This is a genomic window from Acinetobacter sp. SAAs474 (assembly GCF_032823475.1).
Taxonomy (GTDB): domain Bacteria; phylum Pseudomonadota; class Gammaproteobacteria; order Pseudomonadales; family Moraxellaceae; genus Acinetobacter.
Genome location: NZ_CP127915.1, coordinates 1,823,753 through 1,850,216, shown reverse-complemented (window position 1 = coordinate 1,850,216; position 26,464 = coordinate 1,823,753). Strand labels below are relative to the sequence as shown.

The following is a 26,464-nucleotide window of genomic DNA, read 5'->3' as shown; positions in this document are numbered from 1 at the left end:
ATATTTTACCTATCGGTATAATTTAGTAAGGATATAACCCATAAATAATAATTAAAAAACAAATACTTAATATCATAGCAATCAAGTTGGTATTTCTAAATAAAATTTTCACTATAACTTTAATTTTTTAAAAAAAAGTGCATAATAAATACACAAGAAAAATAAAAACAAATACATTAAAACAACTAAAACTACATAATAACAACTAAAAATTCAGCGTAACAATAATAAAAGAAATCATCAGAACCTACATATTTCGGGAGAGTATGTAGGTTCTTTTTTTTAAATATAGATCCGATCGCTGCCCTTTCAAAAATTAATCGAATTTCTATTGCTCTAGTACAGTATAAAAAGAGCCATATTCTGGGGGGAATATGGCTTAAAAGCTATTCGCCAAATGAATAGCTTGAGGTATTCGATAGAAATATTATTCGGTATTTTGAAGGATTAATCATGAAGATTAGGTCATAGAAATAGAGTAATATTTAATAAGAATCGTAATTAAACCTTGAAATTTATTACTTAATAATTTGCTTGATTTTTATACAATAATATAGGATGATTAAATGGTGGTAATGAAATAAAAATTAATAAAAATAGAGGGTTAATGATGAAAACATATCTTGAATATCTCTATCTACTGACCATTATCTTGAGTGCAAATCTGATCATCAGTTTAATATTATCCACGATGACTTATCGATCTTTCACATATAGCTTGTTCTAAACAGCCAAAACCCCGACCATACTATCGGGGTTTTGGGTATCAATTCACTTGGTTTACTCAACTTTATATCACAAGAATATCCACAGTTAACAAGTGTGTTTATTGCCAAATATCCTGTGTCAATCTGAATTAGATTCTAAAAAGAAGTCGATCATTCATATCATGATCAGCTTAAATTAAAGTTTAGATCAGTCATTGTAATCAATACAATTGATACTCAAGCTTAAGCAACTTTATTTTGATCTGTATATGCTGGACTGCGGCCAATTTGCCATACATAGGGTAATGCTGCTCGATTTACAATCCAGTCACCAATCACTTTCTGCTTATAAACCAGTGGATTATGTGAGGAAATCACACGTGCATTACGCCAGAACCTATCCAATTGTTTTTCAACAGTACTTGCAGATGCACCAAGTGCATTAAAGAGTTCTGTACTTAAATTTAATACTAACTCCGCAATCACGACTTGCCCTTGTGCAGATTCAAGCTCTGCCCGATCATTGGCATTTAATACTGTAATATCATCACCTGTAAAATGTAACAGATATGCTTGATCTAGAGCCTCTGCCGCTTTTAAGGTAATTGCTTGGGCAGCATAAGCTTGCGCAGCAGCCTTACCAATTACCTGTAAAATTTGTGCATCATCACGTACCTGTGTAGAATTTCCATGACTATAGATACGGGTACGCTGACGAACTTCTTCACTAAATGCTGTTACTGCGGCATGAGCAATGCCAGCTAGAGTTGCCAAATGAACCACTTGATAAAAAGCTGTTTGATATTTAAATCGTTGATCAAAAGGTAAAATATGATCTCGTTCAATCGGAACGTTATCAATATTTAAGCTACCACTCCCTGTCGTTTTTTGTCCAAAACCATCCCAATCATCATGAATTTGAATGCCATCATGATCGGTTGCAACAGCCGCAATCACATGTTCATTACGGCTTTCATCTACAGCAAATAAATCAATCCAGTCTGCAAAAATAGTTCCTGTCGCATAATATTTTTTTCCATTAACGACATATTGGCCTTGATCAGTTTCTGTAATACGTGTGATGACCTGCCCCAATGCTACATCACCAATTTCTGTCCATGCATTTCCTACCAGATCACCTCGCACAAAACGCTGAAACCAAAGTGTTTGATCCTTGGTTTTATGTGCATTTAAGCGGTCTTCCACAAATGCAAAATGTCCTCGTAATGCCTGTACAATATTAGAATCAGCCTCTGCCAATTCAATTAATAACTGAAATAGCTGTTGCTGTGATAGCCCACCACCACCAAATGTGACTGGCACACGAACAGCACCAAAACCAGCATGTTTTAACCATTGAATTTGTTCAAGCGGTAAAATACGTTGTTTCTCTCGTACTAATGCACCATCAGCAATACGCTGAAAAATAGGTCTAAACTGACTGGCAACTTGTTCATAATTTCCGCCTAACGATAATTCTTGTTGCTGAAATATACTCATTTTATCCTCCTTAGCTCCATGCATGACGTGGTAGTGTGATATTATTTAAGTAATAATTTCCGACAAGATTAAGTTTCCAACGGACAGGATCATGCAACGTATGTGTACGTGCATTACGCCAATAACGATCTAAATTAAGTTCTGATAAGGTAGAACGTGTTCCAGAAAGTTCAAATAATTTGTTGGCTGCTAATAAGGCAATTTCTGTGGTTAATACTTTTGATTCAGCCGTTAATAATGTGGCTTCTGAAACATTTTCTTCGGTTGGATTTTCGATTGCTCGATCAATTGCAGCTCCAGCCAAATCAAGTACGGCTTCCGCAGCACGTAACTTAATTTTTAATTCCCCAATATTTGCAATGGTATAAGGATCTGCTGTTGCATGATCCAAACCAGAATCAATCCAAGGACGTGCGTATTGACGTACATAATCAATGGTTTCTTGAATGGCACCACGTGCAATGCCGGCATCAACAGCAGATTGAATAAATTGTGAAATAGCGCCTGCAGCTGTTGGACGTTCAAATGCTTGATAAATAGGAATGATATGATTCAAATCCACACGCACATGCTCTAACTGCACTGAACCACTCACTGTGGTACGCTGACCAAATCCACTCCAATCATTAATAATATTTAGTCCTGGGCTATGCTGTGGTACTAAAGCGGCGTAGGCTTGACCATTGTTGACGGCCACCACCGGAATCCAATGTGCCAGTAATGCACCTGTTGCAAAAAATTTCTGACCATCAACGATAGCGTGATCAGGATAGAATTCAATTTGGGTGCTTAACTCAGCCACAGTTTTAGAACCTTTTTCTGAAAAGGCATTACCAAAACGCTGACCTTGTAATACTTGATCAAAGAAAAATTGTTGCTGTGCTGGAGTGGCATCCAGTCGAATATGCTCAATAAATGCCCAATGATTTTGAGCAATTTGTCCCAAAGATGAATCTACACTTGAAATGATCTTTACCACTTCGGCCAAAGTAATATAGCTAACACCAGCACCCCCAAATTGTTTTGGAATAGTTATGCCCCATAAACCAGATGCCGAATATTGTTGTACCTCTTGTAGTGGTAATAAACGTTCATGATCACGTTTAGAAGCTTCTTTTTTAAATACCTCTGCAAGCTGTTTTGCAATTTTAATTGCTTCTGCATCTGAATGAATGACATGTGCTAAAGTATCATTTTGATAGAAATCATATGGAATATTTTGCGCATCAGTTAATTTAATTTCGATGCCAGATGTCATGGCTGAATACTCTCAATTATTAAAGTTACCTTTAAACTAGCATCTTTTTTCTAGAAGACTTATATATAAATAATAGAATCAAATCATTTAATCTAAAATACTTTAGTGATTTTCTGATTTAAAAATCACATTTCAATATAAACCCTAATTTATATTAAAATCATGATTTATTTATTATTAATTTTTATATAAAAATCAAATATTAAACTATATCATCAGCATTATTCATCATAAGTACTGCATAAATTATTATTAAAAAATTATTTAATAAATATTGTTATTTTTATTATTAAAAATATTAATTCTCCATCCTTATTATCAATTAATTACTGAATATATTTTGAATCATATTATGGCTAAACCAATTCGATTTAATGCTTTTGAAATGAACTGTATTGCCCACCAATCCCCTGGATTATGGCGCCATCCCTTGGATCGCTCTACAGAATATAAAGATTTAGAATACTGGACTGATCTGGCTAAACTTTTAGAGCGCGGACGATTTGATGGTGTTTTTATTGCTGATGTACTAGGTGTTTATGATGTGTATCATGGATCAGCACAACATGCTTTAACGGGCGCCATTCAGGTTCCAGTCAATGATCCATTACAAATTGTACCTGCAATGGCAGCCGTCACTCAACATCTAGGTTTTGGTGTCACGACCTCGATTTCTTTTGAACACCCTTATCCTTTTGCACGTCGTATGAGTACTTTGGATCACCTTACCAAAGGTCGTGCAGGCTGGAATATTGTGACCTCTTATCTAGAAAGTGGATCTAAAAATCTGGGCTTAAAAACACAGGTAGGACACGATCATCGTTATGATATTGCCGATGAGTATTTAGAAGTACTCTATAAATTATGGGAGGGTTCATGGGAAGATGATGCGGTATTAAGAGATAAACAACAGGGGATTTTTGCAGATTATCGCAAAGTTCATCCAATTCATCATGAAGGACAATATTTTTCTGTACCTGGTATTCATATTTGTGAGCCCTCTCCTCAACGTACTCCTGTTTTATACCAAGCAGGTGCATCTGCACGAGGGCAAAAATTTGCCAGTCAGCATGCTGAATGTGTATTTATTTCTGCACCCACCCAAAACGCCGTAAAAAAACTCGCTGAAGGCATTCGTCATAATCTGATTGAAGTGGGTAAAGATCCTCACGCGGTTTTAATTTATACCATGTTAGCCATTGTAGTGGATGAAACAGATGAAAAAGCTCAAGCCAAATTTAAAGAATATCAACAATATGCAAGTTATGATGGTGGTTTAACATTGGCTTCTGGCTGGTCTGGAGTTGATTTTTCACAATTTAAATCAACAGATCATGTTGAATATATTCAAACCAATGCCATTCAGTCTATGCTGCAATCCTATGTGGAAGCAGATCAGAATAAAATCTGGACGATTGAAGAAATCGCACGTTGGACCAGTATTGGTGGCAATGGACCTGTGATCGTCGGTTCAGCAACGACTGTTGCAGATCATCTACAACAGTGGATTGAATATACAGGTATCGATGGCTTTAACTTGGCTTATATTTTGGCCCATCAATCTTTTGAAGATATTGTCGAGTTTCTGATTCCAGAGTTACAACATCGTGGTATCTATCCCAAAGAATATACTGCAGGTACGCTACGTGAAAAACTATTTGGTCAAGGTGCCTTACTCCCCGACCATCATCAGGGAGCACGTTTCCGTCACACGCATCATCCATTGACATCCTCTCCGACCTAAAGGACGGAGATTCCTACAGCTAGACGCTCATGTCCTGAGAAACACTGTTTCGTAAGAAGTATGTTTTTTGCGGAGTTTAAATCACGTTGATTTATACTACCGCATTCACATTTCCATACTCTTATTCCAAGATCCGCCCTACCTTTCGGACTATTGCTAGATATTTTCTGACAGCACGAACAAATCTGGGTTGTGAAACTTTCGTTTACTTCTTCAAACAATACTCCCGCGTTCTCGCATTTATACTTGAGCATTGTTTTAAATGCTGAAAACCCTGTATCTAAAACAGATTTAGCCATTTTAGTTTTTACAAGTTTTTTAGCACTCAAATTACCAACAACAATCATTGCATTTTCTTTAACAAGCTTAGTGCTTGCCTTATGCAAGTAATCTTGACGGCTGTTTTTAATCTTTGCATGTATCGCACGTACACGGCGTTTATTCTTTGCCCGTTGTGCAATCCCTAGTTTTTGCTCATATTGACGATAATATTTAGGATTACTAATTATCGTACCGTCCGAGCATGTAGCAACATCCTTTAAGCCTAGATCAATACCAATTGATTTAGTTGCAGTTGCACTTGGTTTATCTTGTTTAGGTGAGTCAACAACAAGGCACACGTACCAACGCCCACGGCTATCTTCTACAAACGATCCGGTTTTAACTGTGTACTTACTTAATCCGTAGCTATCCCATAGTTTGAATTGAGTTTTACCATATTGAACAAAACCATCGGCATATCGAATAGCGGACTTTTTAAAAGGTATCCATCCTAAAGAACGTCTAGCCGATTTTTTATTACTAACACGCCAATTTAATTTAGCTTTTTTAAATTGTTTACGGCGTATAACTAATTCTTCTGTAACAGCTTGCACTGTTTGACTATGAAGATTGCATTCTTTTGATGTACCTTTTGTGTACTTAGCAATATCGTATGCAGAAAGAAACTCACCTTTTCTTTTTAAATGCTTAAAACTCAAATCATTTACATAATTCCAGACAAAATTAACCTCTAACGCTAATTGATTAAGCGCCTTAACGTGTTTGTCTTTTATGCGGATTTTAAGAGTTTTCATAGCTTAATATAGCACAAAGAAAATACGTATAGCGTTGTAAGTCGAGGCTATGCGTCATAGGATGTCGTATTGCTTAACGTCACTCGCTTATATCCACGTCTTAAAAGACGAGGTTTTACGCTCAATGTGATAAAAACAACAGGTGCCAATACCTAAATATAGGACATATAGAACAACGCTTTATACCACATTAAGCGCGCAGATTAAGCATCATAAATTGATGCTTAATTGTACGAAATTAGCTAAAAGATTAGTGTATTCCCTCCCCAGCTAACGAGAAACACCGTTTCACAGCATGATAGATGGGGAATTTCACACAATACGTTCAATCCAACAGGGTCAAGCATTATTGAGCAGTATATCCACCATCCATAACCACTGCTTGTCCAGTAATCCCTGCTGCTTTGTCACTCGATAGAAAAATGGCATAATCTGAAATCTCTTCAACACTCAGCAAGCGTTTTTGAGGCACCATTGCCAAAATAATATCTTCGAGTGCACTTTTTTCACTTACATTACGTGTCGCAGCTAAATCAGCAATTTGCCCACGGACCAAAGGTGTATCCACATAACCCGGACATAATGCATTAACCGTAATGCCATCTAAGGCACATTCTAATGCTGCAACCTTGGTTAAACCAATCACACCATGCTTAGCACTGTTATAGCCTGCTTTACCCGCAAAACCAATCAAGCCGTTAATAGATGCCATATTAATAATGCGACCAAATTTTTGTGCTTTCATGATGGGTAATACATGCTTAATACCAATAAAAGATCCAACCAGCATCACATCCAATAATTTTTTATATATCTCTGTTGGAAAATCCTCAATTTTAGCAACATGCTGAAATCCAGCATTGTTGACCAAAATATCTAAACGGCCAAATGTTTGTTGAGCCAGTGCAATAGCCTCTTGAAAAGCCTGTTCATCAGTGACATTACACGGTGCAGCCAAAGCCTCAAAACCTTCATTTTTCAGTAAGGCTGCTGTTTCAATACATTTTTCACTGTTCATGTCTGAAATAACAACTTTAGCACCCTCTTGGGCAAATTTTTTAGCAATTTCTAATCCTATTCCACTTGCTGAACCGGTAATAAATGCAACCTTATGATTTAAAATTTTACTCACTTTATACTCCTTGTTTTCGTTTATAACGCTTTAGATAGCAATTAAACACATGTTTTATTTCATTTATACAATACCAAACCAAGTAAATGTCGCAATAGCCACAAAAACAGCAATCGTTTTAATTATGGTAATTGCAAAAATATCTTTATAAGACTGTTTATGGGTAAGTCCTGCAACAGCAAGTAAAGTCATCACAGCACCGTGATAAGGATAGTAAAATAATGCCTAATTCCAACATACCTCGACTCCATTCCTGAGTATATTTATCTTTATGAAAACTTTTTATTGCACCGTGGAACATTCTTTTCCATGTTGTGTCACAATTTACTGTCTAAAGAATAACGGATGTACAATAAAGCGTAATCATTGTGACTATCGGCAACTATAATCGATGTATTGATTTTGGCTATTTGAAAATATTTATTGATTAATGAATAAAATCAATTAATCTAAAAATGATTAAGTGATGCAGTACAATTTATTTTATGTCTTTTTTAATATGGCTTGTGGGAAAGTCATAGTCAATCATGCTTGCCATATTTGAAAATCATGCCGTAATTTAAATATTCATCCTATCAAAATTGGCTTCGGCTTATGCCAGTGAAAATATTACTCGCGATCATGATTAATTACTGGCTGTATTGTCGTATCTGATATTTTTTGATCCAAAAACACCGCATGATGACAACCTCAATCAATCATCCAGCGATCGACTATACTTTTGAACGCTATAACTTAAGTAAGACTTTATTATGACATTAAAACAACTTAAAGCTTTTCTGGTACTGGCACGAACTTTAAATTATGCCAATGCTGCTCATGAACTGTGTATCAGTCAATCTGCCTTAAGTTTAAGTATTAAAACATTAGAAGACGAATTGGGCGGAAAGTTGTTTCGACGCAATACTCGACGTGTTGAAATTACCACGGAGGGCTTATCCTTAATTCCATATGCTAAAAAATTATTAGCCAATTGGCAGGATATGGAAAAAGATGTTAAACAACGCTTTAAGCTGCATAAAGGGGTGTTAAATATTGCTTCAATGCCTTTTGCAACACATGCTATCTTACCCGAAGTAATTCATCAGTTTTCCAAACAACATGCCAATATTAGCTTTTCTATTCATGATATTACCAATGAAAAAATTATTGAAAATATCCAAGAAGGCATTTTTGAAATTGGTCTGTGTTTTGCCCCCAAGCCCAATGATCAACTGATTTTTAAACCGTTATTTAATGAGGGATTTGTAGCTCTTGTCGCCAAATCTCATCCGCTTGCTGTACAAAAAAGCGTAACATGGTCTGAATTGCTTTCCTATCCATTTATCACCCTACAAACACCGTCAATTATCCGATATGTCATTGAGCAACACTGCCTAGAACGAAATATAACCTTAGATCTTAAAATCGAATGTCATCAAATTAGTTCTTTATCGCAATTTGTCTCTTATAATATGGGCGTCACTGCTATACCACGTCATTTTCAAAAATTTATTGATAGCAAAGAAAATATTTTAATTGACATTACAGATGACCATATACATTTACCAATTGGCGTCATTTATAAAAAAGATTTTGATCTATCGAATATCTCAACAGCATTTATTAAAACCTTACTTGATCACTATCATGATTCATCCGATCCAACCGTATAAGATTTTGATTTAAAAAGTATTCGTGCAGATATATTACTCGTGATATACCTTATCACTGATCTATTTAAAATTCATCAAGCATAAACTTCTGATGAAATTTGACATGTTAGCAGCTCCAGACTTTGTAAATGATACAGCCATCAAGTATTTAATCATTGAATTTTAAACATCAGGATTAATCAATTTTTCTTATTATATGTTTAAAATATTCAATTTCTCAAATCAGCCAACCAATGCTACATATAAGTATAACAACACCAAGGAAATAGGATAAATACGGATGAATAAAGTTGTTGCCAGTGCAGAACTGGCTTTAGCAGATATTGTGGCTAATGATCAAAGCATTGCCGTGGGCGGTTTTGGTTTATGTGGAATTCCAGAACGTTTAATTGATGCCTTACAAGCCACAGGCGTCACTGGCTTAACCTGTATTTCCAACAATGCTGGGGTAGATCACTTTGGTTTAGGTAAATTACTACACAGCAAACAAATCAAAAAAATGATCGCCTCTTATGTCGGTGAAAACAAAGAGTTTGAACGCCAATATTTAAATGGTGAGCTTGAAGTTGAACTTACCCCTCAAGGTACTTTGGCAGAAAAGCTTCGTGCAGGTGGTGCAGGTATTCCAGCATTCTTTACCCAAACAGGTGTCGGCACCCTGATTGCAGAAGGCAAAGAAGTGCGTGAATTTAATGGTAAAAACTATATTTTAGAACCCTCTTTAACTGCAGACATTGCTTTAGTCAAAGCCTATAAAGCAGATAAAGCTGGCAATCTGATCTTTAGAAAAACCGCACGCAACTTTAACCCTGAATGTGCCATGGCCGGTAAAATCACCATTGCTGAAGTGGAACAAATTGTAGAAATTGGTGAACTGGATCCAGATGACATCCATTTACCGGGTATTTATGTCAATAGAATTGTATTAAATGCAACACCGGAAAAACGTATTGAACAAATGACACTCAAGGCAGAGGACTAACACATGGCTTGGACACGTAATGAAATGGCACAACGTGCCGCACTTGAATTACAAGACGGTTTCTATGTTAACTTGGGCATTGGTTTACCGACTTTAGTGGCCAATTATATTCCCGATGATATCGATGTCTGGCTACAATCAGAAAATGGTCTATTGGGTATTGGGGAATTTCCAACCCAAGCAAGTGTTGATGCCGATCTGATCAATGCCGGTAAACAAACCGTGACTGCACGTGATGGTGCGGCATTTTTCTCCAGTTCGGAATCTTTCGCCATGATCCGTGGTGGTCATGTCAATATTGCTATTTTAGGTGCGATGGAAGTGTCAGAAAAAGGAGACCTCGCCAACTGGATGATCCCAGGTAAAAAAGTCAAAGGGATGGGTGGTGCCATGGATCTTGTGGCTGGCGTACAAAAAGTGGTGGTACTGATGGAGCACTGTGCCAAAGATGGTGGTGCAAAAATCGTTGCCGAATGTAGCTTACCCCTCACTGGCCAAGCGGTCGTCAGTCGTATTATTACCGACTTAGGGGTCATGGATATCACACCTGAAGGCGTTAAACTGGTTGAACTAGCCAAAGATGTCAGCCTTGAACAGATTCAAGCGGCAACGGGTGTTCGCTTATTATAAGCTGAGCTTAAAGCAAGCTGGATATTCTCACTAATCAAATGATCTGATCGACACATATAACAACGTATACATAAAAACCGACTCAGCGCAAAATAGGTTATATTTATACAGTGTTTCAAACATCACATGACGAATGTCATTCGCCAATGTACGATCACAGCAAATGAATTGCTGTGATTACTTTACTGCTCTCAGTCTTTTTGACCGGTTTATCATCCATTCTTGATCGTCGCTTCACTATCCTCCAATCATCACAATTAATGCTGTGACAGTAAGCAGCATACCGATAGTGGTCACGGCTAATATTGTGGATGCTTGTTGTTGATATTGCTGATAACGAGTAGCCAGTAATACAATCATGGGGCCTGATGGTAAAGCAGCTAATAATAATCCTTCATTAAATGTGGACGTATGTTGCGGCATATGGAATAAACCAATAGCTACGACAATAAAAAGTAAGGGCATTGCAATATTTTTAAGCAATGAAATCACCAATACCTCAGCATCAATTTTAAATGAATTGGCCGCAATGGTCATCCCTGCGACAAATACGGCTACACCTGCTGTGGCCTTACCAATCAGCTCAAGAGAATTAATCACCACATGAGGCATTTGAATATTTAAAAATACCAAAATAAAAGCGACTAAAGGTGCCCACACAAATGGGGTTTTAAATACTGCCTGATATAAAGATGTTGTGATTAAATGTAATACTGAACTTTTAGTTTCAGCATGTTGAGCCAAGTCCATTTTAATGATAATTGTTGCCAAAGGCACAATAACTACATTAATCACCACAGAAATCATACTGACCGCTACACCACTTTCTATACCGTATAAACTGCCTAAAAGTGCTGGTCCATAAAAAGGGCCTGCAGAAAAACTAACCGCCAACCCAGCAATCGATGATTCAACCATATTGCGTTTAAATATATATTTAGCAAGACCAAGCCCAATCAGATAGGCAATTGACAAAGTAACCAAAAGTGCAAAAAATAAATCTAATTCATGAATTAAATGACTCCGAGAAACGGTGACTGTACCAACAAATAATGCTGGTGGAAGTGCGAATGTAAGAACTAACTCATTTAGAATATTTAAAGGATTACCTTCTTGACCAAAAGCTTTTTTACGGCCAGCAAAAAAACCAAAAGCCAATACAAAAATAATCGGAATAACAATAATGATCGATTGTAAAATATGTTCCATAGCACAAGCCTTTTCTTTTAATTCATTTTGTATACCAATATGCGCTTATCAATATCTGATCGCTAGCGATTTATCTCATTTTAATATGCTAATAAAGTGTACTGATCATCAAATAAGAGAATTTAAAATTATGATAATTGATCAGGAGATAAAAACGCACCATAAAACTGAGCATAACGAAACCGCATGCTGGATTCTATAATAAACATGATAAATACAGCGCTATTCATGATTTATGGCGAATCTGATTTTTTAATTTATACATTGCCTCTTTTATTTCCTCGACCGTATGTGCAGCATAACCAAATAAGACTGCTGCTGGATGATCTGGATTTTGGCAATATCGTGACAATGGCTGTACCGCCAAACCGACTTGTTGGCATTGTGCTATAAAGTATTGTTCGGTCCATGGACTTTTTAACCAGCATAATAAATGAATGCCAGAATCTGTCGGTTGCACTTCAAGAATATCACTAAAATGAGCTGCAATGATTTCAATCAGGGCTTGTTGTCGTTGATAACAGGCTTTACGAACCTTACGTACATGTCTGGCATAATGTCCTTCATTAATCAATGAAGTTAATGCCACCTGTTCTAAATATGCACTGCGTGTATCTGTATAATACTTTGCCCAACTCAATGCATCGATTAATGCATAAGGCACAACCATAAAACCTAATTTAAACTCGGGAAACATCATTTTAGAAAAGGTACCCGCATAAATCACACGCTGTTGCTGGTCGAGACCTTGTAAAGCCTGAATTGGATGTGTGCCATAACGGAATTCGCTGTTATAGTCATCTTCAAAAATCCATTTTTGGTGTTGTGATGCCCACTCAAGTAAGGCCAAGCGACGACTTAAACTTAATGTTCCGCCTAAAGGAAACTGATGTGAAGGTGTGGTATAAATTAATTTACTATCAGCATAACGCTGAATAATATCGTCAACTTTCATTCCTTCTTCATCGCTATTTACCGGATGAACCTGAATAGCAAAACTTTGAAATACTTTTAAAGCAGCATCATAGCCAGGCTCATCCAAACAGACTTGATCTTGTGGTTGCAATAAAGCATAAGCTGCTAAATGTATTGCCTGCTGTGTGCCATTTACAATAATGATCTGCTCCTCATGACAGTTTAATCCCCGAGTTGTACGGACATACTGACCAATTGCCTGACGTAAAGGTAAATAACCACGTGGATCATGTAATTGTCCTAATTGATAATACGATTGCCGCCAAGCGCGCCCTAATAATTTTCCCCAGAGCTGATGAGGGAATAAATCAACACACCCTACGCCAACATGAAATACTTTTTTAACTGTATTTGACCAATTTTGCTGAGGCCAATCTGATAATAATGTTGCAATATGTGGATTAATATTTAATGTTACTGTCGCACAATCTTTAATGGGCTGTGAATGATGCTGTGTTTGAATCAGTTGATCAGGAATAATATCAGCAACATAAGTCCCAGAGCTTGGTTGAGTCCGTAAATATCCTTCATCACATAAACGCTCCAAGGCAGCCAATACAGAATTACGTGAAATTGACATCATTTCTGCTAAAACACGACTGGAAGGTAGTTTCGTTCCTGCAGATAAATGTCCATCTAAAATTGCATCACGTAATGCACAGTATAAATTATCTTTAATTTTTCCTTTCGGCAAAATTAAATGAGAAAAATAAGCAGAAGATGAAACTGACATCATAATCACTACATTCTAAGATAGCTAAAGCTTATCGTATGACGATCTTAAAACAAATCAATACAGCCCTGATTATCACAATGTCATCAGGATGAGATCATTTTAATTCAGCCAAACTGGTACTGTTAAAAATATTAAAACTGTCTCTTATCGACACACCAGATCAAGATTATGCTGTTTTTATCGCTTTGCAAGTATCACCCATTCGTGGAAGGATCATCATGTCACATCCAGTCATTCAAGTTATCCCAGTACAGCAACAAGATTATGCTCAATGGTTAGATTATTGGCGAGCTTATCAAGAATTTTATCAAGTATGTTTATCCGATGATGTGACACAAATGACTTGGCAACGTTTTTTTGATGAAACAGTCCCTATCTATGCGGCTGTGATTAAACAACATGAACGTATTCTCGGCTTTGTTCACTATGTTATTCATCGCTCAACATGGGCCATAGAAAATTTTTGCTATTTAGAAGATCTCTATGTATCACCCGAGGTACGTGGTCAACAGTTAGGAAAACGCCTGATTGAATATGTACAGCAACAGGCCAAAATGCAGCACTGCGCTCGTTTATATTGGCACACTCAAGCAGTCAATCATACTGCACAGAAATTATATGACTGGATTGCAGAAAAACCGGGCGTCATTGAATACCGCATGCCTCTTTAGTCAGACACTCGCATCCATTGCACTGCTATGGATGCTGTAATTACGATCAAAATACATCATCTTAAATACGATGATTTACTGCATTAGGTCATAAAGTGAATCAATATCAATCTCCGCAAAGTTTGCTTGAACTGCAAACCAATATTGAGAATATTCAAAAGCAAATCGATTTAGCATGCCAGAAAGCAGGACGTAATCCTGAACAAATTCGTATCTTGCCTGTGACTAAAACACTGAGTGTGCAACAGATCCAACAGGCGTATCAATTGGGTTTGCGCCGCTTTGGTGAAAATAAGGTTTTAGAAGCCAAACGGAAATATGAAGCATTAAATCAGTGCGCAATCGATTGGATTTTAATTGGTCATTTACAAAGCAACAAAGTCAAATATGTTGCAAAATTCATTGATGAATTTCATGCATTAGACAGCCTAAAACTTGCTGAAAAACTCAATCATCGTCTTGCAATAGAAAGACGTCAACTCGCTGTATTCATTCAAGTGAATACATCAAATGAACCGAGTAAATTTGGTATAAATCCAGCACAAGCACGGTCTTTAATTGAGCAATGTCAACAATTTTCCAATTTAAAAATCAATGGGCTCATGACACTTGCAATCCATAGTCAAAATCCGATTGAAGTCAGACGTTGTTTTCAAACATTACGTCAGTTACGTGATGATCTACAAATCACCTACCCCAATATTCAACGTTTATCGATGGGTATGTCGAGTGATTTTATCATCGCTATAGAGGAAGGTGCGACAGATATTCGTATTGGACAAGCGATTTTTGGGCCTCGAACAGTGCCTGATCAATATTACTGGCCGGAGTGTTAAAAATGCAGCAAAATTATCAACTTAATCTTTATCAGCATGGCAAGTTATTAGGACACTTTCAAACGACATCGCTACATCCATTAGATGATCTTAAAATCATCTTTAATCGTTTACAGTCTTATCATGATTTCAGTTTTGAACTATATCAATGTATTGAAAATAAAAGATTTCTAATGCAACATCAAGATAAAATACAGCTTTTAGGAACTGAAGTAATTTATCAATCCTGTGCATTAGCTCAGCTCATGGAGGCCAATACATGAGTTATTTAATGCCAATCTACCAACCTTTAGATATTGAATTACAACACGGCCAAGGCTGTTATTTATGGGATACACAAAACCGTTGTTACTTTGATGCAATCTCAGGTGTTGGAGTAACTTTATTGGGACACGCACATCCCCAAATTCATCAAGAAATCGTATTACAATCACAAAGCTTCCTACATCTTTCCAATTTATTTAAACATGCTTGGAATGAACGTTTAGCAGAAAAACTAGCACAGATTAGCGGATTAACACGGACTTTCTTTTGTAATTCAGGTACTGAAGCCAATGAGGCTGCTATTAAATTGGCACGTCTATACGGTCATCATCGTGGTATTCAACATCCTAAAATTATTGTGATGCATAATGCTTTTCATGGCCGTACCTTAGGCGCATTATCTGCAACAGCCAAAGTAGAATATCGTCAACCATTTTATCCTTTATTAAGTGGATTTGAGTTTGTTGCTTTTAATGACTTGACTGCCATTACCAAGTATCAAGATGATCCTGATGTGGTTGCTGTTTTACTTGAACCGATTCAAGGTGAAGCAGGCATCCATATTGCGTCACTGCCCTATTTAAAACAACTCAGACAATACTGTGATCAACAACAGTGGTTACTCATCTTTGATGAAATTCAATCTGGATTGGGCCGGACAGGCACATGGTTTTACCATCAACAGGCTGATATTTGCCCAGATATTTTAACTATTGCCAAAGGGCTCGCCAATGGTTTACCGATTGGAGCATGCTTAACCAATGAAAAATTAGGCAATTTATTTCATACAGGAACACATGGTTCAACATTTGGTGGCAATCCCTTAGCATGTCGTGTGGCCTATAGCGTATTAAATATACTTGAACAGCAGTATCTTGCTGATATTTATCATAAAGGTCAGAAATTAATCAATTTATTACAAACTCAACTCACCGGACTCAAGCATATCCGTTCTGTACGCGGGGTTGGACTCATGATTGGTATTGAACTGACGACTGTTGTCGATGCACTGCCACAATTGGCTTGTGATCAATTTTCGTTATTATTAAATGTTACACAAGGAAAAGTGATTCGTTTATTACCCCCTCTTATCATTACTGATGCAGAAATCGAATATTTAGCCCAACAAATATATCTCCTATGTCAAACACTTGATCAATCTACACATGAGATAGCATCATGAAAATAATCTATGCAATTCAAAGTTTAGCCTTTGAAGATTTGGGGAGTTTTACGCCTATACTGCAGCAGTTGGGCTATGAGATTCGATATCGACAACTGGGTGTTGACGACATGGACGATATCTTAAATACCCCAGATCCCATTATAATTTTAGGTGGACCAATTGGTGTATATGAAACTCAAGATTACCCCTACCTCTCCAATTTTATTCAACAATTAAAGCTGCGCCTTAAACAGCATCATCCTACGCTTGGCATTTGTTTAGGTGCACAATTAATTGCAGCAGCTTTAGGCGCACATGTTTATTCAGGGCCAAGCAAAGAAATTGGTTGGAGCCCACTGACACTCAGCATCAAAGGTCAACATTCACCACTACGACATTTAAATCATTGTGCGGTTTTACATTGGCATGGTGATACTTTTGATTTACCAGATTCAGCAGATCTGTTGGCCAGTTCTAGGTATTATCCACATCAAGCCTTTGCTATTGGTCAATATATTTTAGCCTTACAATGTCATATCGAAATTGACCCACATCACTTTGAACGTTGGCTGATTGGACATCATGTAGAATTACGACAGGCCAACATTGATATCGTGACGCTTCGTCAGGATCATCTCCGTTATAGCAAACAATTACAACAACAAGCTCAACTGGTCCTTATAGATTGGTTTAAATCAATTCATTCAAATAAAATGTGAGCTTATTATAATTTCATTTATCTGCTAATGGCGAAAAATAGTTCTTCAGAAAGCTATAAGAAATCATGGATTTCCTATAGCTTCCGCTAAAGATTGTTACAGTATGGATTATTCAGTTTTTATCGCATCTAGAAAATATAGTTCATCTCGATAAGATTCAGTCATTGCACAGCAACAGTGATCATTCAGCGACCAAAAAGTATCAATGAATTGCTAACTCATAACTAAAATTTTGTGCCAAACCATAGGACTCACGATATTCAATCACCTTTCCTTCCATATTTTTTGCCCATCGACAAACTTTGACCAGTGGCACAATGGTCGGGGTTGCTAAATATTCATCGTGATGATGCATGATAAATGATAAATGTTCATGGGCGGAGATGACGAATTGGCCACATTGCTCATAATAAAAAGGATACAGTAAATTACCGATTTTTTTTAATGGTATTGCTTTTAAAGGGCTAAATAATTGTGCAGACAACCAAATTTTTTCACTTAATAGCACGGTATCTGCATGTTTTCGAACACGTTCTATATAAATAAGCTCAGCATCTGGAGCCAAACCTAAATGTTGATTAATTTCTGACTGTGCAGGAATAAGCATCAGTTTTTTAACTTCTGCCAATGGAGATACATACTCACCATCCTGATCACGTAAACGAAAAAAACGCATTAAGGAAAATTTAAAATCAGGATATTTTAAAAAGGTCCCTTTACCTTGTATTTTCACCAAAAAACCATCTTCGACTAAACATTCTACAGCTTTACGAATTGTCCCAATCGATACACCATATTGGCTGACAAGTTCTTGTTCACTCGGAATCGGCTGATCAACTTTCCATTTAGAATTGACCAAAAGTTTTTGTAATTGCCACCGGATTTGTACATAACGCGGCAATTTTAGATCTTTAAATGCAATATCATCAAGCATTTGTAAACACAGTTATTGAATGAAAGTTTGACAATATTACCATATCAAGCTTTAATACCAAGCAACTCATATATATGTATATACGACTAAATGTCTATATGTTACAAGCTTACACATATTTATGCTTGTCATATACAGATCTATATATTGACTGGGAGTTTTTGTTGTGGTCACGTTAATACTATTGGCACTCGTGCTATCCATTGCACTGGGCTATATCACCAAAATTAATATTGGTTTGTTTGCCATGATTGCAGCTTATTTTATTGGCTGCTTTGGTTTGGAGATGAAACCTGCTGAAGTGACTGAATTATGGCCAGTCAAAATTTTCTTTATTATTTTTGCTGTGACTTTATTTTATAACTTTGCTTTAGCCAATGGTGCCTTAGAACGTCTGGCAGAACATTTACTTTATCGATGTCGTAAATACCCATATTTATTGCCTTTAGCCATATTTGCAGCCTCTACGGTAATTGCTGCTTTAGGTGCGGGGTTTTATACCGTTTTGGCATTTATGGCACCCATTACCTTATTGCTCTGTCAAAAAACTAAAATGAACTTAATTATTGGTGGTATGGCCGTCAACTATGGTGCGCTTGCTGGTGCCAATTTTATGACATCACAAAGTGGCATCATTTTTAGAAGTCTAATGGAAAGCTCAGGGGTTGCCAGTTCAACAAGCTTTAGCTATGCAACAGGTATTTTTTTGATCACGATGATTATTCCTATTGTTGTCTTAGGCTTATATACCTTATGGAATCGTAACCGCAGCAGCATTGAAATTGAAGAAATACAGCCAACTCCCTTTAATACTATACAAAAAAAATCATTGGTTTTAATTTTACTGATGATGGCAGTCGTGTTGATTTTCCCTATTTTGCATTTAATTTTTCCTGATCAAGCACTGATTCACTTTCTTAATTCAAAAATCGATATTGCATTTATTGCCATCTTATTTGCATTAATCAGTTTATGGATGAAACTCGCTGATGAAAAAAAGGTGATTGCATTCGTTCCTTGGGGAACATTAATCATGATTTGTGGTGTTGGTATGCTGATAGCCCTTGGGGTGAAAGTAGGCATTATTGATATTCTTACACAATGGCTTACTCAACATGTACCCATCTGGCTCATTCCCATTCTACTTTGTCTGATTAGTGCAATTATGTCTATTTTTTCAAGTACTTTAGGTGTTGTTGCGCCCACATTATTCCCGATTGTTCCAGCGATTGCTCTGGCTTCAGGCTTAAATCCAATGCTGTTATTCATCTGTATTATTGCTGGTGCTCAATCTTCATCCATCTCGCCATTCTCCTCTGGCGGTAGTTTAATCATGGCTTCATTACCAGAACATGTAGATAAAAATACACTTTTTAACCAATTATTATTTAGAGCAATTCCTGTAGGTGTTGTTGCTGCACTGATTGCAATTATTGTTCTTAACGTTATTTTGTGAGTTTAAAATGATCCGTATTGACAGCCACGCACATGTTTTTTCTCAGCATGATCAAATGATTGAAAACGCACGCTACACCCCGACGTATGATGCCAGCCTTGCGCAGTTTTTAGCTCATTTAGATGAACATGCTTATAGTCATGCTGTATTGGTACAACCAAGTTTCTTTGGTCATGATAATCACGTCTTACTCAATGCCATTCAACAAGCACCACAGCGCCTAAAAGGTATTGCTGTTGTAGATAAAAATATCGAGCTTACGCAGCTAGTTAAATTAAAACAACAAGGTATTGTAGGGATTCGTCTTAATTTATTTGGTTTAACCGTACCAGATTTTACCCAACCTGAATGGGTTAAACTCTTACAACATTTAACTGAATTAGATTTCCAACTTGAATTACATGCACCACCAAAGATATTGATACATGTTTTACCAATCTTAAATCATTACCCCATCAATATTGTCATTGATCATTTTGGGCGTATAGATGTAACACTTGGTATTAATGACCCTGATTATCAAACATTCTTAACTTTATTAAATCCAAAGCAGCACTGGATTAAAGTTTCGGGTTATTACCGTTTGGGTAATGCGCCACAGCATATAGCAACAGCGCAAAAAGCCTTTGCCTTACTGAAGGCAAAAGGCTTCCTTACACAAATGATCTGGGGTAGTGACTGGCCACATACTCAACATGAATCCTTAGTGTCTTATCACAGTGTCGTAGATAGCTTTCAACAGATTGTACCTGATCTTGACGAACAAGCACTTATTTTAGGTCAAAATGCGGCCACATTATTTTTTAAATCATTGTAAAAGGTTGTTCCTCAACACTTGCCCTTTGCAAGTGTAATCTCCCCATGCCAGACAAGGATGTCTGGTTGTCTTCATCCAAGAATGGCTATCTATGAATTTGAAATATGATTGAGTTCACGATTTAAATCCACCAAACACTCTGGACCAATCTCTGCAATACTTTTTACCCCTGTTAAGGTCATTGCTACCCGCATCTCTTTATCAATTAAATCTAGTAAATTCGTCACTCCGGCACCACCTTCAGCAGCTAATGCATACACAAAAGCACGCCCCAACATACAGGTATCTGCCCCCAAAGCCAGCATTCGAACCACATCTAAACCATTACGGATACCTGAGTCTGCTAGAATTTTAATCTGACCTTTAACAGCATCTGCAATCGGTGGCAAAGCACGTGCAGTCGATAGAACACCATCCAGTTGACGTCCACCATGATTGGAGACCACGATACCATCTGCCCCAAAACGCACAGCATCTTTGGCATCTTCAGGATCCAAAATTCCCTTAATGACCATAGGTCCATCCCAGAATTCACGAATCCATTCAAGATCTTTCCATGAAATGGAAGGATCAAAATTATTACCTAGCCAACCAATATAATCTTCCAAACCCGTTGGTTTACCCAAATAAGTGGAAATATTTCCTAAATCATGTGGACGTCCTAAAAGTCCTACATTCCACGCCCAATGAGGATGAAAACAAGATTGTATATAACGGCGCATAGCTGCATTTGGCCCACTCATACCTGAATGTGCATCACGATAACGTGCACCTGGTACAGGCATATCTACGGTAAAGACCAAGGTTGAACAGCCTGCTGCCTTAGCACGCTCCAAGGCATTCTTCATAAAGCCGCGATCACGCAACACATAAAGCTGGAACCACATAGGTCGTTGAATTGCTGGTGCAACCTCCTCGATTGGACAGACCGATACGGTGGATAATGTAAAAGGAATTCCTTTACGATCTGCTGCAACTGCTGCCTGCACTTCGCCACGACGTGCATACATTCCTGTTAAACCCACAGGGGAAAGAGCTACGGGCATCGCCAAAGTTTCATTAAATAACTTGGTTTCAAGACTTAATTGCGACATATCATTTAAAACACGTTGTCTTAATGCAATCTTAGATAGATCTTCTACATTGTGCTTGAGGGTATATTCCGCATAGGCACCACCATCAATATAATGAAAGAGAAAAGGCGGTAAACGTCGTTTCGCGGCTGCTCGGTAATCATTTGCAGAAGAAATAATCATCAGTTATATCCTATTTAATCGACTTGCACGCTGTTGACGAGCCTGTTCCTCATCGATAGAACGCACTTGTTGAATGACAAACTCAATATGTCCACATACTGCTTGTTGTGCAGCTTCTGGATCTTGATGCTCAATGGCATCCATTACCTGAAAATGTTGATCTTGTAATTGATCAAAACGATTGGGTTCTGAATACACTTTTTGTCGTCCTAAAACGACATTAAATTCTAATAAATCAAACAAACTACGCATCATTTGAATCAACACAATATTATGTGATGCTTCTGCAATTGCTAAATGAAAGCGGGCATCTGCACGTGCAGCTTCCTCATCATTGCCAATTGATTGATAATGCGAAATTTGCTCATAACACTGTCGAATATTCGAACAATCTTTTGCAGTTGCCCGCTGTGCTGCATACCAGGCAGTTCCACCTTCTAAAATTAATCGCGCTTCTTGAACATCAAAACGATATTCAGGATCCTCATCAATTAAATGGCTTAATGGCTGTACAATTTGATGTTGTGACCAATTGATAGGTAACTGCTGTAAATAGGTTCCTGCCCCCACTTTACTAATCAGCATCCCTTGACTACTTAATTGTTGAATTGCTTCGCGTAAAGAAGAGCGAGAGACGCCGAGTTGTTCACATAATTTTCGTTCGGCAGGTAAACGTGCTCCGACCTGCATATTATTTTTTTCAATTAATAAGCGTAGATTATGTACCACTTTGTCGGAGACTTTCATTTCATACGGTCCTTTAATTGTGTTATGGAATCATCCATGGGAACACATAAGCTTGTAAAGTAATGATGATACCGATCATCATGGTAAAAATAATACTGTGCTTTACCGTAAAGCGAAATAAATCAGCTTCCTTACCAACCAAACCTACAGCAGCGCAGGCGATTGCAATTGACTGTGGTGAAATCATTTTACCTGTAACGCCACCACTGGTATTGGCTGCGACTAATAAGACTTCTGGTACACCAATTTGCTGAGCAGTCGTTGCTTGCAGTGCAGAAAACAGCGCATTGGCTGAAGTGTCCGAACCCGTTAAAAACACACCGACCCAACCTAAAAATGGTGAGAAGAATGTAAATGCGTGACCAGTATGTGACAAAGCTAATGCCAAAGTTGCCGACATACCTGAATAATTGGCAATAAAAGCGAATGCCAATACCATACCAATTGAATAAATTGGTGTTTTTAGTTCATTGACGGTTTCAGCAAAGGTTTGCAATGCTTGTTTCGGTTTTAATTTTAAATAGGTAATACTGATGATTGCCGCAAACATGATGGCCGTTCCTGTCGCTGAAAACCAATCAAATTTAAATACAGCATCATAGTCTTGAATATTGGCCACAACAGGTGGCATTTTTTGTACCAATTGATGTAAATAAGGTACCTGAATCGCCACTACCCAATCTTGTAACGCTCCACCTTTAACAAATAAATCTTTAAAAGGTTTCACACTCCAAATGGTGACCATAATAGTTAAAACTGCAAATGGAGACCATGCTTTTGCGATTTGTGCCAAGCTATATTTTATTGAAGTATCTACAGTAACATGCGTGTTGCTCTGGTGATCTTGATGATCAAAACGGAAAATATGTTTGGGTTGCCAAAAACGGAATAAAACAGTTAAAGCAACTAGAGATGCAATGGCTGCGGTAATATCTGGCAGTTCAGGTCCAACAAAGTTTGCGGTAAGATACTGTGCTAAGGCAAAAGCCCCGCCCCCGACAACAACTGCTGGCCAAGTTTCTTTTACACCTCTCCAGCCATCCATAATCGCCATAATCCAAAACAGTACAATCGGGACCATAATCGGTAGTTGACGACCAACCATCTGACTAATTTCAAAGGTATCAACACCAGAAACCTGTCCCGCAACAATAATTGGAATTCCCATTGCACCAAATGCGACAGGTGCAGTATTGACAATCAGACATAAGCCTGCTGCATATAACGGCTTAAAACCTAAGCCGACCAGTAAAGCGGCCGTAATTGCAACGGGTGCACCAAAACCAGCAGCACCTTCTAAAAAAGTACCAAATGCAAAGCCAACCAAAAGCATTTGTAAACGCTGATCTTCTGTGATCGATAAAATCGAAGCACGAATAATATTAAATTGTCCGGTCTTAACTGAAATCTTATAAAGAAAAACAGCCCCTAGAATAATCCAAGCAATTGGCCATAAACCATATAAAAAACCATAAACCAATGCTGCGAATGCCATTAATACAGGCATATCATAGAAAAATAATGATACAGCCAAAGCCAACAGTACAGTGATCGTACCTGCTACACTACCTTTTAAACGAAATACAGCCAACGCCAAGAAAAAAAATACAATCGGAATCAATGCAATAATACTGGAAAACCAAATATTACCCAGTGGATCATAGTTCTGTTGCCAATTTTGCAGCATTGTCATCTCCTTGAAATGCCTTGCTCATAAGTTTAGATATTTACCCCCAAATTGGTCATACCAATAAGGATTTAAATAAAAAATACGCGGTTATTTAGCCGAAAATGATATTTTCAGCAGTAAAAAACTGCAATACACAATTTAATTTATTTTAATCGGTACGACCAATATAACCCATTTTAAAAGCCATACAATTAATATATCCTCTTGTTTTTTATATTTTTTAAACAATAAACATCGAATCAAAAATAAATGTTAGACTTTAGTATTAGTAAAAAATCATTTACCCTTAAATTGATCAGACCAATATACAATTATCAAAAAATATCATGCTGCATAAATCGATTTTTTGCTCACTACCATCACGCTGTAACAAAACTTTTAAACATGTCGCACACCATATTGCTGCAAAATTTAGCATCGTATTTTTAGTGATTTTTCGAATTAACCTATCGTTTATGCTGCAACAGGATCATGAAATTCTGATTTAGCAAAACAGTTACTCAAAAATCAGTGTTATAATAGTCGTATCTCATATTCTCTCAGGCGGCAATTTGGCGCCAATTTTAATACGTTAGGAATAGCAATGACTGATAATGCAACCATCTTGCAGCATGTACCAGTAGGCAAAAAAGTAGGTATCGCGTTCTCTGGTGGTCTAGATACTTCAGCTGCACTTTTGTGGATGAAGCAAAAAGGCGCTGAACCTTATGCATATACTGCAAATTTGGGTCAACCTGATGAAGATGATTATGATGCCATTCCAAAAAAAGCAGAAGCTTATGGCGCAGTTAAAGCACGTTTAATCGATTGCCGTTTACAGCTTGCATTAGAAGGTATTGCTGCAATTCAATGTGGTGCTTTCCATATTTCAACTGGTGGTGTGCCTTATTTTAATACCACACCATTAGGTCGTGCAGTAACAGGAACCATGTTGGTTACTGCGATGAAAGAAGATGATGTCAATATTTGGGGTGACGGCTCAACCTATAAAGGTAATGATATTGAACGTTTCTATCGCTATGGCTTACTGACAAATCCAGCACTTAAAATTTATAAACCATGGCTGGATCAAACCTTTATTGATGAATTAGGCGGCCGTGCAGAAATGTCACAGTTCCTCATCGATAATGGTTTTGACTACAAAATGTCAAAAGAAAAAGCCTATTCAACAGATTCAAATATGTTGGGTGCTACACATGAAGCAAAAGATCTTGAATATCTGAATGCTGGCATTAAAATTGTTGAACCGATTATGGGTGTTGCATTCTGGAAAGATGAGGTTGAAATCAAGCCAGAACAAGTATCGATTAGCTTTGAAGAAGGCTTCCCTGTTGCGATCAACGGTCAACGTATCGAAGATCCAGTTGAATTCATTCTTGAAGCAAACCGTATTGGTGGTCGTCATGGCTTAGGGATGTCTGACCAAATCGAAAACCGTATTATCGAAGCTAAATCTCGCGGTATTTATGAAGCTCCAGGTATGGCGCTATTGCATATTGCTTATGAACGTTTAGTGACAGGTATTCATAACGAAGATACGATTGAACAATACCGTATCAACGGACTACGTTTAGGTCGCTTATTATATCAAGGCCGCTGGTTTGACTCTCAAGCATTAATGTTACGTGAAACAGCACAGCGTTGGGTGGCAAAAGCCATTACAGGTACGGTAACGTTAGAGTTGCGTCGTGGCAATGATTATACGATTATGAATACTGAATCAGAGAACCTAACTTATGAAGCTGAACGCTTAACCATGGAGAAAGGTGATTCGATGTTTACGCCAATGGACCGTATTGGCCAATTAACGATGCGTAATCTCGACATTACTGATACACGTGCTAAATTAGGTATTTACACCAACTCTGGTTTGCTTGCTGTTGGCACAGGTTCGGCAGTGCCACAATTACAAGATAAAAATAAATAAGCGTATATTCATCTGTCGTGCTGCTTGATTAGCATCGACAAATATCATGCCAGTCATTGTTTTTGACTGGCATTTTTATAGCCATACCATCATAAAATCAGCCTATCATCGATACCATTAATTATGGATAAGATTTAAGGTATAACCACACCTGAGCGCATCGACTGAAATAAAATCGGTGTAATTGATCATTATCAATCAAATACAACACATCATTTACCCTAGATATGATCTGCTCAATATTGTGATATTTTTTAGTTATTAATAGACAAATTTTTGAATACTTTTTAACTTTTTTAATTTTTTTAGTTGATCCGATCTCATAAAAAAAAATTTACTGCTTAATGTCCTATTTTATGGTTATTTTTTTATGATTTG

The 26,464-nt window shown here is 37.3% G+C and carries 21 protein-coding genes and 2 pseudogenes; 12 read left to right on the top strand and 11 right to left on the bottom strand.

The genetic code is table 11. From position 1 onward, the window contains the following. Positions 1-950: 950 nt before the first annotated feature. Positions 951-2,207, bottom strand: coding sequence for an acyl-CoA dehydrogenase family protein (locus QSG86_RS09585; protein ID WP_317031283.1), 1,257 nt, complete (start codon positions 2,205-2,207; stop codon positions 951-953). 10 nt (positions 2,208-2,217) lie between these two features. Beyond that, positions 2,218-3,390 (bottom strand): annotated as a pseudogene (locus QSG86_RS09580) (SfnB family sulfur acquisition oxidoreductase); the annotation flags it as partial. 427 nt (positions 3,391-3,817) lie between these two features. Between QSG86_RS09580 and QSG86_RS09575 the strand changes: the two are divergent. Beyond that, positions 3,818-5,209, top strand: a complete 1,392-nt coding sequence (locus tag QSG86_RS09575; protein WP_317031281.1) for an LLM class flavin-dependent oxidoreductase — start codon at positions 3,818-3,820, stop codon at positions 5,207-5,209. On the opposite strand, the gene QSG86_RS09570 is transcribed toward QSG86_RS09575, so the two are convergent. The 3 genes and pseudogenes from QSG86_RS09570 to QSG86_RS09560 form a co-directional block, all read right to left on the bottom strand. Next, positions 5,206-6,285 carry a transposase gene (locus QSG86_RS09570; protein ID WP_317031280.1) on the bottom strand — a complete coding sequence of 360 codons (1,080 nt, stop codon included), beginning with the start codon at positions 6,283-6,285 and terminating at the stop codon, positions 5,206-5,208. The two genes, QSG86_RS09575 and QSG86_RS09570, sit on opposite strands and share 4 nt — an antisense overlap. A gap of 346 nt (positions 6,286-6,631) precedes the next feature. After that, complete coding sequence (locus QSG86_RS09565; RefSeq protein WP_317031279.1) at positions 6,632-7,417, bottom strand: 3-hydroxybutyrate dehydrogenase; 786 nt, start codon at positions 7,415-7,417, stop codon at positions 6,632-6,634. Between the two features lie 63 nt (positions 7,418-7,480). Continuing rightward, positions 7,481-7,627: pseudogene (locus QSG86_RS09560) on the bottom strand (GntP family permease); the annotation flags it as partial. Positions 7,628-8,169: 542 nt separating this feature from the next. On the opposite strand from QSG86_RS09560, the gene QSG86_RS09555 reads away from it, so the two are divergent. From QSG86_RS09555 to QSG86_RS09545, 3 genes are all read left to right on the top strand, one after another. Next, positions 8,170-9,072, top strand: coding sequence for a LysR family transcriptional regulator (locus QSG86_RS09555; protein ID WP_317031278.1), 903 nt, complete (start codon positions 8,170-8,172; stop codon positions 9,070-9,072). Positions 9,073-9,352: 280 nt separating this feature from the next. Beyond that, complete coding sequence (locus tag QSG86_RS09550; RefSeq protein WP_317031277.1) at positions 9,353-10,054, top strand: CoA transferase subunit A; 702 nt, start codon at positions 9,353-9,355, stop codon at positions 10,052-10,054. Between the two features lie 3 nt (positions 10,055-10,057). Next, on the top strand, positions 10,058-10,684 hold the full coding sequence (locus tag QSG86_RS09545) for a 3-oxoacid CoA-transferase subunit B (protein WP_317031276.1): 627 nt from the start codon (positions 10,058-10,060) through the stop codon (positions 10,682-10,684). A 237-nt stretch (positions 10,685-10,921) separates the two neighbouring features. Here QSG86_RS09545 and QSG86_RS09540 read toward each other — a convergent pair whose 3' ends face one another. Continuing rightward, entirely contained in the window at positions 10,922-11,893 is a 972-nt protein-coding gene (locus tag QSG86_RS09540) for an AEC family transporter (RefSeq protein WP_317031275.1), read from the bottom strand. A gap of 226 nt (positions 11,894-12,119) precedes the next feature. Then, positions 12,120-13,601 (bottom strand): PLP-dependent aminotransferase family protein, encoded by a 1,482-nt coding sequence (locus QSG86_RS09535; RefSeq protein WP_317032724.1) that lies wholly within the window; start codon positions 13,599-13,601, stop codon positions 12,120-12,122. A gap of 221 nt (positions 13,602-13,822) precedes the next feature. On the opposite strand from QSG86_RS09535, the gene QSG86_RS09530 reads away from it, so the two are divergent. The 5 genes from QSG86_RS09530 (at position 13,823) to QSG86_RS09510 (ending at position 17,259) form a co-directional block, all read left to right on the top strand. Then, on the top strand, positions 13,823-14,275 hold the full coding sequence (locus tag QSG86_RS09530; protein WP_317031274.1) for a GNAT family N-acetyltransferase: 453 nt from the start codon (positions 13,823-13,825) through the stop codon (positions 14,273-14,275). 95 nt (positions 14,276-14,370) lie between these two features. After that, the gene (locus tag QSG86_RS09525; protein WP_317031273.1) at positions 14,371-15,111 is read left to right on the top strand and encodes a YggS family pyridoxal phosphate-dependent enzyme; all 741 of its coding nucleotides are present in this window, start codon (positions 14,371-14,373) and stop codon (positions 15,109-15,111) included. Between the two features lie 2 nt (positions 15,112-15,113). Next, positions 15,114-15,374 (top strand): hypothetical protein, encoded by a 261-nt coding sequence (locus QSG86_RS09520; protein ID WP_317031272.1) that lies wholly within the window; start codon positions 15,114-15,116, stop codon positions 15,372-15,374. Further along, positions 15,371-16,558, top strand: coding sequence for an aspartate aminotransferase family protein (locus QSG86_RS09515; protein ID WP_317031271.1), 1,188 nt, complete (start codon positions 15,371-15,373; stop codon positions 16,556-16,558). Before QSG86_RS09520 ends, QSG86_RS09515 begins: the two co-directional genes overlap by 4 nt. Further along, positions 16,555-17,259 (top strand): glutamine amidotransferase, encoded by a 705-nt coding sequence (locus QSG86_RS09510; protein ID WP_317031270.1) that lies wholly within the window; start codon positions 16,555-16,557, stop codon positions 17,257-17,259. The genes QSG86_RS09515 and QSG86_RS09510 overlap by 4 nt, the downstream gene beginning before the upstream one ends. A gap of 202 nt (positions 17,260-17,461) precedes the next feature. Here QSG86_RS09510 and QSG86_RS09505 read toward each other — a convergent pair whose 3' ends face one another. Further along, complete coding sequence (locus QSG86_RS09505; protein WP_317031269.1) at positions 17,462-18,193, bottom strand: GntR family transcriptional regulator; 732 nt, start codon at positions 18,191-18,193, stop codon at positions 17,462-17,464. A gap of 166 nt (positions 18,194-18,359) precedes the next feature. On the opposite strand from QSG86_RS09505, the gene QSG86_RS09500 reads away from it, so the two are divergent. After that, positions 18,360-19,649 (top strand): SLC13 family permease, encoded by a 1,290-nt coding sequence (locus QSG86_RS09500; protein ID WP_317031268.1) that lies wholly within the window; start codon positions 18,360-18,362, stop codon positions 19,647-19,649. A gap of 7 nt (positions 19,650-19,656) precedes the next feature. After that, entirely contained in the window at positions 19,657-20,466 is an 810-nt protein-coding gene (locus tag QSG86_RS09495; protein WP_317031267.1) for an amidohydrolase family protein, read from the top strand. Positions 20,467-20,555: 89 nt separating this feature from the next. Here QSG86_RS09495 and lldD read toward each other — a convergent pair whose 3' ends face one another. From lldD to lldP, 3 genes are read right to left on the bottom strand one after another with little or no spacing between them, the layout of a single operon-like run. After that, positions 20,556-21,722 carry an FMN-dependent L-lactate dehydrogenase LldD gene (gene lldD / locus QSG86_RS09490; protein WP_317031266.1) on the bottom strand — a complete coding sequence of 389 codons (1,167 nt, stop codon included), beginning with the start codon at positions 21,720-21,722 and terminating at the stop codon, positions 20,556-20,558. Positions 21,723-21,725: 3 nt separating this feature from the next. Beyond that, on the bottom strand, positions 21,726-22,469 hold the full coding sequence (gene lldR, locus QSG86_RS09485) for a transcriptional regulator LldR (protein ID WP_317031265.1): 744 nt from the start codon (positions 22,467-22,469) through the stop codon (positions 21,726-21,728). Positions 22,470-22,491: 22 nt separating this feature from the next. After that, positions 22,492-24,162, bottom strand: a complete 1,671-nt coding sequence (gene lldP, locus QSG86_RS09480) for an L-lactate permease (RefSeq protein WP_317031264.1) — start codon at positions 24,160-24,162, stop codon at positions 22,492-22,494. A 580-nt stretch (positions 24,163-24,742) separates the two neighbouring features. On the opposite strand from lldP, the gene argG reads away from it, so the two are divergent. Further along, the gene (gene argG, locus QSG86_RS09475) at positions 24,743-26,086 is read left to right on the top strand and encodes an argininosuccinate synthase (RefSeq protein WP_317031263.1); all 1,344 of its coding nucleotides are present in this window, start codon (positions 24,743-24,745) and stop codon (positions 26,084-26,086) included. Positions 26,087-26,464: the final 378 nt, after the last annotated feature.